The organism is Sinobacterium norvegicum, from assembly GCF_923077115.1.
GTDB classification, from domain to species: domain Bacteria; phylum Pseudomonadota; class Gammaproteobacteria; order Pseudomonadales; family Sinobacteriaceae; genus Sinobacterium; species Sinobacterium norvegicum.
The window spans coordinates 371,070-386,464 of record NZ_CAKLPX010000002.1; the positions used below are offsets into that span (position 1 = coordinate 371,070).

Consider the following 15,395-nt stretch of genomic DNA (forward strand, 5'->3'; position numbering starts at 1 on the left):
TTTTTAATTATTTTTTTAACAGTGTCTGCTCTATCTATGGTTGCCTAGCAAGAGGCTGGAGTAAACTAACAATTAGTTCATCGACATGTTTTCTGGCGCCAATTAAGTCTTCTGCTTCGGCAATATAAAGGCCGATTTCAGCAAAGCTGGCCATTACTACGCGGGTAATCAGTTCGAGCTTTTCAATTGGCCAGTGATCGGCAGATTGCTCGGCTGATTTGAGCAAATGTTGTTTGGCCTGTTGACTGACCTCGGTATTGAGCCAGCGCTTTCTACCGAGTACATTGGGGCTGTCGAGCAGCACGATTTGACGAAAGTCCGCTTGGCAGCAAAGGTCGAGAAAACCATCGAGGCTGGCCAGTACGGGGTTGGCCTGCGGTGTCTCTTTCGCCTCGCTGAAGGTCAGTAGTATGTTGGCCTCCATTGCCTCGGTAACCGCTTCAAATAATTTTAGCTTGTTGCCGAAATAGTGATAAATCGGACGTATGGTAACGCCACAATGATTGGCTATATCTTCCAGTGAGGTGTTGTGAAAACCCTGGCTACCAAATAATTCAATGGCGCTGTTGAGCACTGCCGATTGGGTGTGGGCGCGCCGCTCGGCCTGGCTTTTTCTTTGACTCATGGTGTTTTCTCGGCCAATAAGGCTTTTGTTGCGACTTGGTAACGTCGCTGTGGCGACAACTGTTTGACAAATGTAGTTAAGTTACATAACTTGTATGCTATCACTATACTGAATAATTACAAGGTTCGATTCGATGTCTCAATATTTGGAAAAATGCTTCTCCGGTGCAAAAATAAATAGCCTCGAGCTGCGTAACCGTATTATTAAGGCGGCGACATTCGAAGGCATGAGTGCCAACGGCGCACCCAAGCCCAGCCTCGGCGCCTTCCACAGCCGTCTGGCCGAGGGCGGTATCGGCATGACAACACTGGCTTACTGCGGTGCTGAGTCCAACGGCCGGGTGATGGATTCGATGCTCTATATGGATGAGCAGATCAAGCCGCAGTTGCAGCAAATTATCAGTGATGTTCACAGCCATGGTGCCAAGGTGTCGGGACAGCTCTCTCATTGTGGCAATTTTTCCAAGAACAAAGAATTTAAGGGGCGCCGCCCACTGGGCCCGTCATTTGGCATTAATTCGGTCGGCATTGCCTCGGGCATGCCCTTCGCCGGTGCGCTGACCATCCCTGAAATCAAAGAACGGGTCAAGACCTTCGCCCGTGCCGCGTTGTTCATGAAAAATACCGGTTTCGATGCGATCGAGATCCACTTTGGCCACGGCTACGGCATCAGCCAGTTTATCAGCCCGCGCACCAACAAGCGCAAGGATGAATACGGCGGCAGCTTGGAAAACCGCATGCGCTTTGCCCTTGAAGTATTGGCGGCGGTGCGCGCTGCGGTCGGCGACGACTTCCCGATTATTGGCAAGATCAGCATGATGGACGGTGTCGGTGATGGCATCAAAATAGATGATGCGGTCGAGATTGCCAAGATGCTGGATAAGGGCGGCATCGATGGCATTATTACCAGTGGCGGCACCAGCAGCATGAATCCAATGCTGATGTTCCGCGGCGATACGCTGCTTAACGGTATGATCGAGCAAGAAACAAACCCTATTATGAAGTTCGGTCTAAAACTGGTCGGGCCGAAACTATTCCGCCAATACCCCTACGAAGATACCTACTTTCTGCCGCAGGCTCAGCGTATTCGTGATGCGGTCGACTGCGCCGTAGTCTATATCGGTGGCTGTAGCAGCAATGCCGACATCGAGCGGGTAATGGGGGCGGGTTTCGACTTTATTCAACTCGGCCGCAGCCTGATTCACGACCCGGACTTCGTCAAGCATGCAATGGCCGACGCCAATTATAAAAACGGCTGCAGTCACTGTAATAAGTGTGCCACGTTGATTGAACATCCCGACGGCATTCGTTGCGTCGAAGTCGCTTAGTCTAGGCGTTAGGCTTAAAGTGTTAGTCGACGGGTAAGCATCTACTGTCTCGACCATTTTAACACCTTATATCTGCTGTTAGGTTGTAGTCCAAAAATAGGGGGGCAGGAGATTTACCGTTAATCATTGTTAAGTTTATCTTTTCTCTCTAATTTATGTCGATATAATACCGTCGATAATAAATTGAGTAGATAGAATCGCCATGATGTATTTTGAAGATTATCATGTGGGTTTGGTGATGAATTCGCCGGCCTATACGGTAACCCAGCAAGAGTTAGTTGAGTTTGCCAGCAAGTGGGATCCACAGCCGTTTCATATTGATGAGGCTGCGGGCAAGGCTGCTTTTGGTGGCCTGATCACCTGCTCGGCCCATACTTTTTCCATATTTTCTGCCCTCGGCAGCAGACTTGATATTGGCAGTAATGGCGCAATTATTGCCGGACTTGGGTTTAACCGCATGCAGATGATCAAGCCTATTTATGTTGATGACCGGGTTCGGCTGCGTGCCGAGGTGACCAAGTTGCGTCGCTCGCAGAGCAATCCGGCTCAGGGCATTATGACCACGATTAATCATCTATATAATCAGAAAGACGAGTTGGTGTTCAGTGTTGAAACGGCGACTTTGATCGGCGTTAAAGAGACCGTGCCAGCATAATGCGGCGGCTATTCTCTATTTTTATCCAGCGCTGAGACAAGAAAATCGATGACCAACCTCAGCCGGGTCGATAGGTGGCGGTTTTGTGGGTAGACCGCCCAAATGCCCTCATCCTCCCGCCGATATCCGCTCAAGACCTTAATCAATTTGCCCTGCGCCACTGGCTGTTCGGTGTAGTAGTCTGGCAGTTGAGCCAGGCCGATGCCATCCATTGCCGCGGTGGCAACGGCGATGCCGCTGTTGCAGCGCCAATTACCGGTGACACGATAATCCTTGTGGTGGCGCTGCTGCCTTGGCTGTGTGGCTGAATGTTGTTGGAACACCCAGTGTTCGCTCATTCCTCGCAGGCAATTGTGGCCTGCCAGCTCGTCAATCGTATGGGGTTGGCCGTGGCGGCCAAAATAGTCCGGCGAGCCGACCACATCGAAGCGCCGGCTGGCTATTTTTCTTGCCATTAAGCTGGAATCGGCAAGCTCGCCGAGACGAATCGCCAAATCAAAACCCTCGGCAATTAGGTCGACATTGTGATTGTTGAGTTGCAAGTCCAGTTCTATGTCGGGGTACTCGGATAGCAGTTGGCTAAACAGGGGGGCAATCACCTGCTCGCCATAGTAGATAGGGGCGGTGACTCTGATCAGGCCGCTGGGGGTGGTGTTGAGCTGAGTGGCGGTGCGGTTGGCCTCGAGCAGACCATCGACCAGTTGCCGGCACTGTTGGTAGTAAATCTGGCCGCTGGCCGTGGTATTCACCTGGCGGGTAGAGCGATGCAGCAGTTTGACCGCCAGCTTCTTTTCCAGGGCATGAATGCTGCGGCTGACGTGGGCGGTTGACACCTCGAGTTGCTTGGCGGCGGCGGTGAAGCTGCCGGCCTCGACCACGGCGACAAACTCGTCCAGGCCCTGCCAGTTGTTGATGGCCATGTTGATTCCCTGAAATCCGGCTTATTGTTACTGTACAGTAATAGTATATTGCAATGACAGGGTATTATCTTTTTTCGGGTAATGGTTAATAATCATCTTATCACTTAAGTCAGCAACTACACTGTATGGGCTGCTTTCAATTTGGCTACCCGCCTCAGATTGCCCGTCACCGAATACTGGAGAACACTATGTCGAAAGAGACAATGAAAACACGCGCCGCCGTTGCCTGGGGCCCCGGTCAGCCGCTGCAAATAGAAGAGCTGGATTTGGAGATGCCGAAGGCGGGCGAGGTCTTGGTACGTATTGTCGCCACGGGTGTCTGCCATACCGATGCGTTTACTCTGTCCGGTGATGATCCCGAGGGGATTTTCCCCGCTGTCTTGGGGCACGAGGGCGGTGGTATTGTTGAGCGCATCGGTGAGGGGGTGACCAGTGTGGCGGTTGGCGACCATGTGATTCCGCTGTATACCGCCGAGTGTGGTGAGTGCAAGTTCTGCAAATCGGGCAAGACCAACCTTTGCTCCGCGGTGCGTGAGACTCAGGGCAAGGGCTTGATGCCCGATGGCACCACCCGCTTCTCCAAAGATGGCAAGCCGGTTTATCACTATATGGGATGCTCGACATTCTCTGAGTACACTGTACTGCCTGAGGTATCGCTGGCCAACATCAACAAAGAGGCACCACTGGAGGAGGTCTGTTTACTCGGCTGTGGCGTCACCACCGGCATGGGTGCAGTGAGTAATACTGCCAATGTTCAACCCGGCGATACCGTCGCCGTCTTTGGTTTGGGCGGCATTGGTTTGTCGGCGATTATCGGTGCTCGCATGGCCAAGGCCAGCCGTATTATCGCCATCGATATCAACGAATCGAAGTTTGAGATTGCGCAGCAACTCGGTGCCACCGACGTGGTGAATCCGAAGAGCTTCGATCAGCCGATTCAGGAAGTGATAGTCGATATGACCGATGGCGGTGTTGATTACTCCTTCGAGTGTGTTGGCAATGTGCATTTGATGCGCTCGGCGCTGGAGTGCTGCCACAAGGGCTGGGGTGAGTCGATTATCATTGGTGTGGCCGGTGCCGGCCAGGAAATAGCCACCCGTCCATTCCAATTGGTGACCGGTCGAGTCTGGAAGGGGTCTGCCTTTGGTGGTGTGAAGGGACGTTCTCAGCTGCCCGATTACGTGCAGCGTTATATGGACGGTGAGTTCCAGCTCGACACCTTTATCACTCATACCATGGGCTTGAATGAGATCAATAATGCCTTCGATCTGATGCATGAGGGCAAATCGATACGCACCGTGATTCACTACGATAAGTAATCGATTTTTATCGCGAGCTGTTATCGCCGCTGCGCCCAAACCGCGGCGGCTTTTTGACTTCAGGAGTATCGGTTACATGTCTTCATCGTTAGAAATGATCTCAGCCAACCGCAGTTTCGGCGGTTGGCATAAAAAGTACCAGCATCGCTCGAGCAGCCTGAACTGTGAGATGACGTTTTCGATTTACCTGCCGCCGCAGGTCGACGACGGCGGTAAGGTGCCGGTGTTGTATTGGTTGTCGGGTTTAACCTGTACCGACGACAATTTTTCACATAAGGCTGGCGCGCAGCGCTATGCAGCAGCGCTAGGTGTCGCCTTGGTAATGGCCGATACCAGCCCCCGTGGCGACGGTGTTGCCGACGATGCCGATGGTGCCTATGACATGGGGTTGGGCGCGGGCTTTTATCTGAATGCCACCGAGGCGCCGTGGAATAGTCACTATAAAATGTACGACTATATCGTCGATGAATTGCCCGCGTTGGTCGAATCGGTGTTTCCGGTCACAACAAAAAAAGCTATCAGCGGTCACTCCATGGGTGGTCACGGTGCGCTGACTATCGCGCTAAAAAACAGCGGTGTTTATACCTCTGCCTCTGCCTTCTCACCGATTGTTAACCCGGTTAACAGCCCATGGGGCAAGAAGGCGTTTGCCGCTTACCTTGGTGATGATGTGGCGGCCTGGTCAGCGTACGACACCGTCGAGCTAATGAATCAGGGCGCGGGTAAGGCGTTGCCGATCTTGGTCGATCAGGGCTTGGATGATAGTTTTCTGGCGGAGCAATTGTTGACTGATAATTTGGTGCAGGCGGCGCAGGCGAATGGTGTTGACGCCAAGGTGCGATATCAGCCCGGCTATGACCACAGTTATTATTTTATCGCCTCGTTTATCGAGCAGCACTTGATATTTCACGCCAAGCATTTGGTCGGCTCAGCTTGATAAAGTACTAGATATCAGCAATAAAAAAGGCTTAACCCTTAGGTTAAGCCTTTTTTTATTTTCTGAAAAGCTTACAGGTTCCAGGGGTTGGGTTTTCCCGGTGCCGGTTTTTTAGGGTTGCCATTAGAGTTCAGGTTGCGCTTCTTGTTACCCTGCTTGGATGCGGTGTTCTTCTCACCCTGGCGGTGCGAGGACTGTGTGCGCTGTTGTGGTCGCCTGTTTTTAGGCACGTAGTTAAGAATCGACACCGGCACCTCCTTATTGGGTGTAAAGCCCTCGACCACGCGGCGCTCTAACAGTTTATCCAAGCGGCTTTCAATGGCGCAGAGGCTTCTGAAATCGTCGCGGGAAACCAGCGAGATCGCCTCGCCTGCGGCGCCGGCGCGGCCGGTGCGGCCAATGCGGTGGATGTAGTCATCGGCCTCGTCGGGCAGGTCGTAGTTGATGACCCGGCTGAGTTCGTCGATATCGATACCGCGGGAGGCAACACCGGTGGCAACTAAAAACTGTAGTTTGCCAGATTTAAAATCATCCAATAAGTTGCTGCGTGAATCCTGGCTGCGGCCGCTGTGAAAGGCCTCGGCCTTGATGCCGCGTTTCTCTAACTGGCCGACTAATTTGGCGGCGCCGTGTTTAGTTTTAATAAAAATCAAGCCCTGTTGCCACTGCTGTTCATTGATCAGATGGCTGAGCAGGGCAGATTTCTTGTCTTTGTCGACGGTAATTGCCCACTGCTCGATCTGTGGTCGGTCTTTGTCGCTGGCGGCCAGTGAGATTTCTATCGGCCGGTGAATAGTGGTCTTGGCCAGCATCCGCACCTGATCGGATAAGGTGGCAGAAAACAGCAGGTTTTGGCGCTGCTCTGGGAGTCGCTCGATAATCTTATTGATATCGGCGATAAACCCCATGTCCAGCATGCGATCGGCCTCATCCAGCACCAACACCTTCAGCTCATCAAAGTACAGTGCGCGTTGAAACAGTAAGTCGAGTAGTCGGCCGGGGGTGGCAACAACAATATCCACGCCCTCAATCAGTTGCTGCTTTTGTGGTTCCTCATCGACACCGCCGTACATGGCCATCGAGGTGACGCCGGTATGTTTGCCATATTGGCGAATATTCTCTTCCACCTGCACGGCTAACTCCCGTGTTGGCGTTAAAATCAGCGAGCGGATACGCTTGCCGCGCACCTTGTTGCAGTTACTGAACTGCTGCAATAACGGCAGCACAAAGCTGGCGGTCTTACCGCTGCCCGTGGCCGCCGCGGCAATGACATCGTTGCCATTGAGTATCGCTGGAATCGCCTGGCGTTGAATAGGGCTGGGAGTCTGATAGCCTTTTTCGCTGAGGGCATTAACAATAGCGTCACTTAATCCAAGCGTGGAGAATGGCATGATGGGTCTCGGGTATAGGGAATAAACAGGCTGCGGCAGCAGGTGATGGCGGCAGTGTACGGCTGGTATTATAACAGCTCGCGGCCGTATTGGGGTAGTGGCCTTGCGGTATCGGGCCGCAGCGGGGTTAGGGGCGTTGTCGGTCCAGCTTGCTGAAATACTCTTTGAGATAGTCAATCAACAGCCGCAGTTTTTTAGAACCGGCGGCGCCGGGTGGAAAAACACCATAGATATCAATATCACCGGCTTGGTAGTCGTCGAGTATCGACTCCAGTGAGCCGGCATCGATTTTTGGCCTGGCATCGTACAGCGGGATTCTGCCGAGGCCATGGCCACCCTCAATAAAGGCGGTGCGAGCGGCGGCATTATTGGTGCTGATGCCGCCTTTGACCGCAATGCTGTATGAGCGCTGGCCCTTGCTGAGAGTAATTGTTGCGGCGCTTTGCTTATATACCACCCAGTCATGCTGTTCTAAATCGACGGGTCTGTGGGGTCTGCCGTGTTTTTTAAAATACTCCGGTGAGCCGCAGAGGCAGGTGGCCAGAGTGGATAACTTGCTGGCCTGTAGGCCAGAGTCGGGCAGTGGCGCGCCGCGAATCGCCAGGTCGATACCCTCCTGCATAATGTTCACCACCTCGTCGGTTAGCATCACATCGAGGTCAATTTTAGGGTAGAGGCGGCGAAATTCATTCAGCGCCGGCACTACTATTTGCAGGCCGACATTGACTGGACAGGTGATTTTAAGCAGCCCCTCGGGTTCATTTTTGAAGTGTTCAATGTGCAAATTGGCGTTGGCGGCTTGGTCGGCAATGATGCGGCAGGATTGGTAGTAGGCGCTGCCAGCATCGGTCAGGGTGACCGAGCGGGTCGACCGGTTAAGCAGTTTGACGCCCAGTTGAGATTCTAATTTTTTGATGTGGTAACTCACCACAGCGCGGGATAGGCCAATATGCTTGGCGGCGGCGGTAAGGTTGCCCTGCTCGACGACTTGGGCAAAGACGACCATACTTTTGAGCTGTTCAAAGGAGAGTTTCATTGTTGGATTGTATCAATTTGCTGAACAATGTGTTCGATTTTATTCGTATTGTTTGACCTGACTCATGGGTCTACACTGATCTCAATGGTTAAAGCAGCGATTGCCTAACAACCAATTTCCGACACACAGAGAGAGCGCAGCAATGAATACAGCAACCAACAAAAAAGTACTGATGGTTATTACTTCCCACGGAGAACTGGGTAATACCGGTGAAAAAACAGGATTTTGGGTCGAGGAATTCGCCGCCCCGTATTACGCACTTGTCGATGCCGGTGTTGACGTGGTGCTGGCCTCTCCAGCCGGTGGCCAGCCGCCGATAGACCCGAAGAGTGAAATGGCCGACTTTCAAACCGCCTCGACCCAGCGCTATGATCAAGATGCCGCTGCCCAGGCACTGGTGGCCACGACTCAGGTGTTGGCGAATGTACAGGCCGGTGATTACGACGGTGTGTTCTACCCCGGTGGCCACGGCCCGCTATGGGATTTGACCGATAACAGCGATTCAATCGCACTGATCGAAGCCTTTTTTGCCGCCAATAAACCAGTGGCGGTGGTCTGTCATGCGACGGCGGCGGTATTGAATGTGAAAACTCCCGCCGGTGATTTTGTTGTTAACAATAAGGTGGTCACCGGTTTCTCCAACACCGAAGAGGAGGCGGTGCAGCTTACCGACATCGTGCCTTTCTTGCTGGAAGACGAGTTGGTGAAGCGCGGTGGCGATTATCAAAAAGTTGCCGATTGGAATGCCTTTGCGGTGCAGGACGGCCTGCTAATCAGTGGTCAAAACCCCGGCAGCTCAGAGCTGGTGGCGGAGAAACTGTTGGCTGCCCTAGCCTAAGTCTTACCGCGTTATCAACAGCCTGGCCGAGCCCTTCGGTCAGGCTGTTGTCGTCTTGTTAGTGACGATTAGATCTAAAACCGATGGTGCTGCGTAAACTCAGGCGGTTTACCCGTTTATTCGTCGTTAATTCACTCCAGGAGTCACCATGTTAACCGTCCACCATTTGAATCAATCTCGTTCTAAGCGAGTACTGTGGCTGCTTGAAGAGCTTCAAACCCCCTACCAGCGGGTTGATCACCAGCGCGATGAGCAAACCCATTTAGCCCCCGCCAGTCTCGCTGCCGTACACCCACTGAGCAAGGCGCCGGTGATTGTCGATGGCGATATTACGCTGTGTGAATCCAGTACCGTGATGGAATACATTCTCGACCAATACGGCCGCGGGCGCTTAAGGCCTCCGGCGGCCAGTAGGGCGTATTATCAGTACTTGGAGTGGTCTCATTTTGCCGAGGGCTCATTGGCTTTGCCGGTGATGTGTCGACTGTTTATGGGGATGGAAACCCGTGCTGGCGATCAGCCGATGGATGGTTACATCGCCAAAGAGGTGGCGCTGGATTTTGCCTATATCGAATCGGCATTAAGTGATCGTGCATACTTTGCCGGCGACGACTTTAGCGCCGCCGATATTATGATGACGATTGTTTTGGAGTTCGCCGACGGCATCGGCTTGCTCGAGCAGCGGCCGAAGACCCGAGCCTATCTGGCAAAAATGCAGCAGCGTTCGGGCTATTTGGCGGCGGCCAGCCTGGGTTAAACCAGGCTAGGGCAGTGCTGTTAAGTTAAACCAGAGTGAGTACTTCACTCACCGGGCGGCGCTGCTTCTTCTGCCAGTTGCCGGCGACTTCACGTCCTACGGTGACCAGCATGACCGGTACTTCTTCGGCACTGAGATTAAACGTCTGCTGTATCGCCTCGGCATCGAAGCCAATCATCGGGCAAGAGCCATAACCCATCGATTCCGCCGCCATCATCAGCGTCATAGCGGCTAATGAGCCTGTCCGCATCGCCTCGTCACGCTGCATGGTGGGGTTGTCGCCGTACATACCATCGGCCATGCCCTGCCAGACATCGGCGACCTGCTGAGGCAGCGTGCCGTTGGCAATAGAGGGCTGCAGTGACTCGGCCAGGCTGCGGTGAATATCGAGACGACCGACGATGATAAAGCTGACCGAGGCCTCGCTGACCTTGGCCTGATCGAAGGCCATTTGCTGCAATGTCGCTTTTTGTGTGTCGCTGTGGACAGCAATAAAATGCCAGTTTTGGCCGTTAAACGCCGTTGGTGCCTGAGTGGCAAGCGCAACCAGACGGGCAATTTCCTGTTCACTCATGGTGTGGTCGGGGTCGAAATGATTCAGCGAGCGACGATTTTTGATCAACTCTATCATTGGGTTTGCTGGTGTTGCGGCGGTGTTAGTCTGTGTCTTGTTGTCGATGCTTGCGGCGCTGTCGATGGCTTTGTTCATAATCGTTTCTCTGCGATGGTGTCTGGTGGGTATCGGTGCTGATGTCACTGGGCCAGCCCGTTTGATGACGCCACTATAACGAGAGCGAGGTCTGTGGATAAGCCGGTGAAAGCAGGAATGACCTTTCCAAATATCGTGGTAATATTATATATGCCTCCTCACTACTGCTAAAAAAGGTGTTACATGGACCTGAATTCGCTGAATATCTTCGTCAATGTTGTGCAGCAGGGCAGTTTCTCCGCTGCCAGCCGTAAGACCGGTATTCCTGTGGCAACAGTCAGTCGCCGTGTCAGTGAGTTGGAGAGCGCGCTACAGCAACGCTTGCTGGAGCGTACCACGCGGTCGCTGATGTTGACTGACGCCGGCAATACGCTCTATCAACATGCGGTGCAGGGGCTTGAGGAGATATTCTTTGGCGAGCAAAAAATGCAGTCAAACGATCAGCAGTTACGCGGTTGTTTACGCATTTCTATTCCGCCGGCACTGGAGGCCCTGACGCCGCTGTTTAGTGAGTTCTACCGGGCTAATCCGGGCATACGCATAGAGCTATTAACCCAGTCTCGCAAGCTGAACTTTATCGACGACAGCATCGATATTATGCTGCGCATCGGCGACATTAATAATGAGTTGGCCATCGCTAAAAAGCTGGCGTCGATGCGCCATATGGTGGTCGCCACGCCGCAGTTTATCGACCAGCATGGCCGGCCAGAGACCATCGAACAGCTATTGGCGTTGCCGATTGCCACCTTCCTACCGACTAACGGTAAACCGCAGTGGCGTTTTGGCGAACAGCTGTTCACCCTGGAGTCAGCCTTTTGCTGCAACGAATACAGTCATGTTTTGAATGCGATTCGCAGCGGCCAGATGATCGGTGAACTGCCGCCGATGATAGCCATGGCGTCTATCCGCAGCGGCGAATTGGTCGAGGTGTTACAGCATCAGCCACTGCCGGTATTGGATATCAACCTGCTCTATGCCTCCAACCGTTTTACCTCGCAGTTGATCAAGACCTTCAACCGCTTTGCCGTCGATTACTTCCAGCGCAATCGTGGTGATATTACCAATATTGTTTGATTCACAGAGGCTGGGCTAAAAACCATTTGATAATGGTTATCATTTGCATTAACTTTGTGTGATTCCGTTAACTCATACAGGTATTTGTCGCTATGCAATTCTTATGTCCCACCCATCAGGACGAACTCGGTAAATTATCGGATGCCGACATGGTGTCGCTATGGTTTGATTGGATGAATCAAGCCGCGTTGTATTATGAGGAGGGTGACTGGCAGCAGTCGGTTGTCTACAGCGGCTGTTCGTTCGAGTTGAGTATTATTTATTTATCGCAGGCGGAAAAAAATATGCAGGCCAATGCCTGTAAAAATTTATCGCTGTCGGCGATGTACTGCATCAATGCCTTGATTCAAAATAATGAAAACCATAAGGCCAGCTATGTGTTTGCTGTGGTTGGTAAGCTGCTCGATAACTGCAGTGCCCGGCAGGAGAAGGTCAGCCCGATCAAAAGAATCACCAGTGCCTTTCGCAATATCGCCGGCCACGGTGAGTATTTTAACAACCACCTAAACTTCCCCTTCAACCGCCTCGACCCGCAACTGAATTTTGCCGTGCATTAGGGCGATGTTTTGTTAGCGGTCGGCGGGGTGGTGAACGCCATCGTGGGTGGGGATGTTGCTGAGCTTGAGCGGGTTGATACCCTCCAAGCAGGCGACATTGAAGCCATATTGACTCGGATTGGAGCGCCGTTGGTGGTGGGTGTAAATGCCGCAGTGGCGGCAAAAATAATGTTTGGCGGTGTGGGTGTTAAATTGGTAAAGGGTGAGATCCTCAGCCCCCTTGATAATGCTGATGCCGGCCAGCGGCACCGAGGCCACAATCGCCCCGCGGCGTCGACACATCGAGCAGTCGCAGCGCCTCAGTTCGCCCAAGCCCTGGCGTAGGTCTAGTACAATTGCCACCGCGCCACAGTGACAGCTGGCCTTGTGCTTGGTCTCAACGCTGACGCCATCTACCTCGGTTACATTCCCGGTCATCACAAACCCCTGTTGTTGTTTTTTTGATTGATCAGTATAGCGGCAGCCTCGACACACTGCGGGAATACCCGGACTAGAGTGCCATTAAAAGATTGATCGGCAACTCGCTGCGCTCAAACACGGCCTCGGTATTGTTGCTGTGACTGAATGAGGACTTTTGGGTGGTTTTTAAGGGATGCCATCTTAAGAGCCCGAATTTATTAAAACAGAGCTTGACCAGTTTTCCGGATCAGGTGACCAATATCGCTGTGTAGTCGTAAGAATATACTGCGAATGAATGAGGCAGTGAATTTCGTGGTGTCGGTGACAATAATGCCGAACATTTTCCCCAAACGTTTGATCAGGAGGATGACCCAGCGTGAGAGTTCCTTACTATAGTTGACAGCTTTTGACATCAAATAAGCCAGTCGATCAAGTATCGTAAAAGTTGTACTGAAGCCTGATACTAAAATTATTCCCAACCCGTTGGTTACTTTCTTTACTACATATAATAAGGCTGCCCCGACCAGTTCAATACTGTTAATCCCGAGGGCAACAAAGCTGTCGGATTTAAGCCAGCGTTCAATTGTGATATCCATATAAGATTTTGGTCGATGTGTCTTCAGAGTCATCCAGTCTTTCGATCGTGTGGACGTCATATAATTATCCATCTTATGGAACTCCCAAGGAAGTGGGCTGACTCGTGAGTTGAGCAAATAGTCGCTATCATTATTAGGTACATGTACAAACGGCCAAGTTGGCACCATTGGGACTGGGTCTGTTTTATGGTAAACCCGATGAATATTGCTACTTCCTAATCTGCTGGAGGCCTTCGCGGCAAAGAACTCTAGACCGGTACGTGGTGAGCCAAATGTGTAGAGTTTTACCGTGCAGGCTAGCTGTGTACTTAGCCAGTCTGCAGTTAATGTAGCAAGAGCACCGCCTAGGCTATGGCCTACGCAGTGAATAGTGTGGATACGCTGCCCACTACAGTCGCGGACAAAGGCCTGAAGGTCGGGCAGTATTGAGGCGAAGGTGTAATAAAACCCTTGATGTACATAGCCGCCATTATGACTGGGTTTGAGGCCTGCATTTAGATCGGTGAGTGCATCGAATAACCCCGCGGTACCTTTTAAAGCGACAAATGCCTGGCCCGAGTATTTATCTTTACCTAGGGCCGCAATTCCCATGACGTGTTGTTCTTTGATGAAGCAGCCAGTGCTGCCTGATAGACGCTTTGAACTCTTTTCAAAATTAACATCGAATTCATTTTCGTAGATGGCTAGAAAGACATCTCGAGAAAGTTCTGACTTGATGGCATAGATATCCGAAGCTAGCGTGGCCGCGTAATGAGGTGTAAGTGTCGACATATCGATTCCTTTCTAATGTGACGATTTCTTGCCTGTTTTTTGAGGATATTAATCATTCCAATTGCAATTGCTTCTGAGTAGTGAGGCACCGTGGCGAATTGTTTTTAATTCGTCGGTAAGTTCGCAGCTCAGCCTCAGTTCAGCACCGCCCAATTCGGCATTTTCTTCTGAAGAGCGCTTTACGCCAGACCATATTTTATACTCCTGACCCTCATACTCGACGACTAACGACTGACTCGCGACAAATTCGACAGGCATAAGGCTAGTGGCGGAGCGGTGATAGAGACCGGGCATTTGGAAGTAACCGTTTTCATCAGTGGTTGTTTCGTCAGTCTCAGTTTTTTGCCATTCCACCATGCGGGTGATTTTTGCATTGCTTATTGGTTGGCCGTTTAGCGTTAAAACACCGCTGGCAGGGGAAAACACACAGGATTTACCAATATCGAAAATAGACATAGCTGTAACCGTATTGCTGTGTATCAAAGTACACAAAATGATAGTGAAGAATATAAGCGTGTTTTTTTTAGCCATTATAGAGTCCATGTTTTGCCGGGCTAACAAGGCCGCAACATAAGCTTATGTTGATCATACACGAGATTTTTTCTTTAAATAATGGTTTTTTATACAATCTTTTGCAGACAGCGGGAATGTAAATATTGTGAATAGGTGTGAGTGTAAATCGTATGCGAAATAACAGTAATATCCTGTTGTTGTGAGTGTTTTCTATGGTTTTAAATTCGAAGTTGAAAATGTCAGAAGTCATAAAATAAAGCCTTATTTAATGCACTGTTGTCGCTTGCGTTCGAGGTTATATGACGTGCATGATGGGCGCTGAATTTCGATATTTTTCTACAAGGACGTAATCATGGCGACGACAAAACTGACTGAATTTGATCAATCCACCCATATTGTTGGCGGCGGCCCGGCGCAACATGGCATCTGTTATTATATTTGCGACTACGTGCAAAAACACAAGGACAGCCCCTGGTCCAAGGCCAACAGTTTTAATGAGGCCAAGGCAAATTCAACCCGGTTGAGAACAGTCCCTCTGGTGGCGGCGGGAAAGGCGGCCAATGCAAAGCATTTCAAGCCACAAAATGGTGGCTATGCCGATGCTGCACCGTTAAAGGATAATGCTATTTACCGTGTAGAGGTCGCTGTCGATACCAATGTTGGTGTCAATCACGAGACCATGATGATGACAGGCAATAATGAGATCATCCTGTTTGATCCCAACTTCGGTTTCTACCACATCGACACCGCCCCCGTCGGCCATGCTGCCAAGTTTGAGCAGGCGCTGACAGCGCTCTATGGCACGACCACGGTGACTAACTTCGGTTACAGTAAGGTGCAAAAAGCGTATTAGATTTATATAGAAGGGGTGTTGTTGATCCCAATTAGATCGGATGGAGGCCTCGATACACTGCGGGGCTTTCATGAAAATATTGATCGGCAACTCGCTGCGCTCAAACACGGCCTCACAA

Annotated in this window: 17 protein-coding genes; 9 read left to right on the plus strand and 8 right to left on the minus strand. The window is 51.4% G+C overall.

Annotated features, from left to right (window positions below):
* Positions 1-34: 34 nt before the first annotated feature.
* A complete protein-coding gene (locus L9P87_RS10685) occupies positions 35-625 on the minus strand; it encodes a TetR/AcrR family transcriptional regulator (RefSeq protein WP_237444731.1) in 591 nt (196 codons plus the stop codon).
* A 133-nt stretch (positions 626-758) separates the two neighbouring features.
* Between L9P87_RS10685 and L9P87_RS10690 the strand changes: the two genes are divergently transcribed.
* Both L9P87_RS10690 and L9P87_RS10695 read left to right on the plus strand, forming a co-directional pair.
* A complete protein-coding gene (locus L9P87_RS10690) occupies positions 759-1,952 on the plus strand; it encodes an NADH:flavin oxidoreductase (protein ID WP_237444732.1) in 1,194 nt (397 codons plus the stop codon).
* Positions 1,953-2,154: 202 nt separating this feature from the next.
* Positions 2,155-2,607, plus strand: coding sequence for a MaoC/PaaZ C-terminal domain-containing protein (locus L9P87_RS10695; protein WP_237444733.1), 453 nt, complete (start codon positions 2,155-2,157; stop codon positions 2,605-2,607).
* Between the two features lie 8 nt (positions 2,608-2,615).
* Here L9P87_RS10695 and L9P87_RS10700 read toward each other — a convergent pair whose 3' ends face one another.
* Positions 2,616-3,527 carry a LysR family transcriptional regulator gene (locus L9P87_RS10700; RefSeq protein ID WP_237444734.1) on the minus strand — a complete coding sequence of 304 codons (912 nt, stop codon included), beginning with the start codon at positions 3,525-3,527 and terminating at the stop codon, positions 2,616-2,618.
* A 203-nt stretch (positions 3,528-3,730) separates the two neighbouring features.
* Between L9P87_RS10700 and L9P87_RS10705 the strand changes: the two genes are divergently transcribed.
* Both L9P87_RS10705 and fghA read left to right on the plus strand, forming a co-directional pair.
* Positions 3,731-4,846 (plus strand): S-(hydroxymethyl)glutathione dehydrogenase/class III alcohol dehydrogenase, encoded by a 1,116-nt coding sequence (locus L9P87_RS10705; protein WP_237444965.1) that lies wholly within the window; start codon positions 3,731-3,733, stop codon positions 4,844-4,846.
* 76 nt (positions 4,847-4,922) lie between these two features.
* Positions 4,923-5,783, plus strand: a complete 861-nt coding sequence (fghA, locus tag L9P87_RS10710; RefSeq protein WP_237444735.1) for an S-formylglutathione hydrolase — start codon at positions 4,923-4,925, stop codon at positions 5,781-5,783.
* A gap of 71 nt (positions 5,784-5,854) precedes the next feature.
* On the opposite strand, the gene L9P87_RS10715 is transcribed toward fghA, so the two are convergent.
* Together L9P87_RS10715 and L9P87_RS10720 are read right to left on the minus strand one after the other, a co-directional pair.
* Positions 5,855-7,174: a DEAD/DEAH box helicase gene (locus tag L9P87_RS10715; RefSeq protein ID WP_237444736.1), complete on the minus strand. Its 1,320-nt coding sequence runs from the start codon at positions 7,172-7,174 to the stop codon at positions 5,855-5,857.
* A gap of 127 nt (positions 7,175-7,301) precedes the next feature.
* Positions 7,302-8,210 (minus strand): LysR family transcriptional regulator, encoded by a 909-nt coding sequence (locus tag L9P87_RS10720; RefSeq protein WP_237444737.1) that lies wholly within the window; start codon positions 8,208-8,210, stop codon positions 7,302-7,304.
* 142 nt (positions 8,211-8,352) lie between these two features.
* Between L9P87_RS10720 and L9P87_RS10725 the strand changes: the two genes are divergently transcribed.
* Together L9P87_RS10725 and L9P87_RS10730 are read left to right on the plus strand one after the other, a co-directional pair.
* Entirely contained in the window at positions 8,353-9,048 is a 696-nt protein-coding gene (locus tag L9P87_RS10725; RefSeq protein WP_237444738.1) for a type 1 glutamine amidotransferase domain-containing protein, read from the plus strand.
* Positions 9,049-9,196: 148 nt separating this feature from the next.
* On the plus strand, positions 9,197-9,805 hold the full coding sequence (locus L9P87_RS10730; protein ID WP_237444739.1) for a glutathione S-transferase family protein: 609 nt from the start codon (positions 9,197-9,199) through the stop codon (positions 9,803-9,805).
* A 25-nt stretch (positions 9,806-9,830) separates the two neighbouring features.
* Here L9P87_RS10730 and L9P87_RS10735 read toward each other — a convergent pair whose 3' ends face one another.
* Positions 9,831-10,514, minus strand: a complete 684-nt coding sequence (locus L9P87_RS10735) for a nitroreductase family protein (RefSeq protein WP_237444740.1) — start codon at positions 10,512-10,514, stop codon at positions 9,831-9,833.
* A gap of 183 nt (positions 10,515-10,697) precedes the next feature.
* On the opposite strand from L9P87_RS10735, the gene L9P87_RS10740 reads away from it, so the two are divergent.
* Both L9P87_RS10740 and L9P87_RS10745 read left to right on the plus strand, forming a co-directional pair.
* Positions 10,698-11,588, plus strand: coding sequence for a LysR family transcriptional regulator (locus L9P87_RS10740; RefSeq protein WP_237444741.1), 891 nt, complete (start codon positions 10,698-10,700; stop codon positions 11,586-11,588).
* A gap of 92 nt (positions 11,589-11,680) precedes the next feature.
* Positions 11,681-12,145 carry a hypothetical protein gene (locus L9P87_RS10745; protein ID WP_237444742.1) on the plus strand — a complete coding sequence of 155 codons (465 nt, stop codon included), beginning with the start codon at positions 11,681-11,683 and terminating at the stop codon, positions 12,143-12,145.
* Positions 12,146-12,157: 12 nt separating this feature from the next.
* Here L9P87_RS10745 and L9P87_RS10750 read toward each other — a convergent pair whose 3' ends face one another.
* The 3 genes from L9P87_RS10750 to L9P87_RS10760 form a co-directional block, all read right to left on the minus strand.
* Positions 12,158-12,562, minus strand: coding sequence for a GFA family protein (locus L9P87_RS10750; protein WP_237444743.1), 405 nt, complete (start codon positions 12,560-12,562; stop codon positions 12,158-12,160).
* Positions 12,563-12,762: 200 nt separating this feature from the next.
* Positions 12,763-13,911 (minus strand): lipase family protein, encoded by a 1,149-nt coding sequence (locus tag L9P87_RS10755; protein WP_237444744.1) that lies wholly within the window; start codon positions 13,909-13,911, stop codon positions 12,763-12,765.
* Between the two features lie 48 nt (positions 13,912-13,959).
* On the minus strand, positions 13,960-14,367 hold the full coding sequence (locus tag L9P87_RS10760) for a DUF6795 domain-containing protein (protein ID WP_237444745.1): 408 nt from the start codon (positions 14,365-14,367) through the stop codon (positions 13,960-13,962).
* Positions 14,368-14,776: 409 nt separating this feature from the next.
* Here L9P87_RS10760 and L9P87_RS10765 point away from each other — a divergent pair, with 409 nt between their 5' ends.
* Entirely contained in the window at positions 14,777-15,277 is a 501-nt protein-coding gene (locus L9P87_RS10765) for a hypothetical protein (protein WP_237444746.1), read from the plus strand.
* The last annotated feature ends 118 nt before the right edge of the window (positions 15,278-15,395 follow it).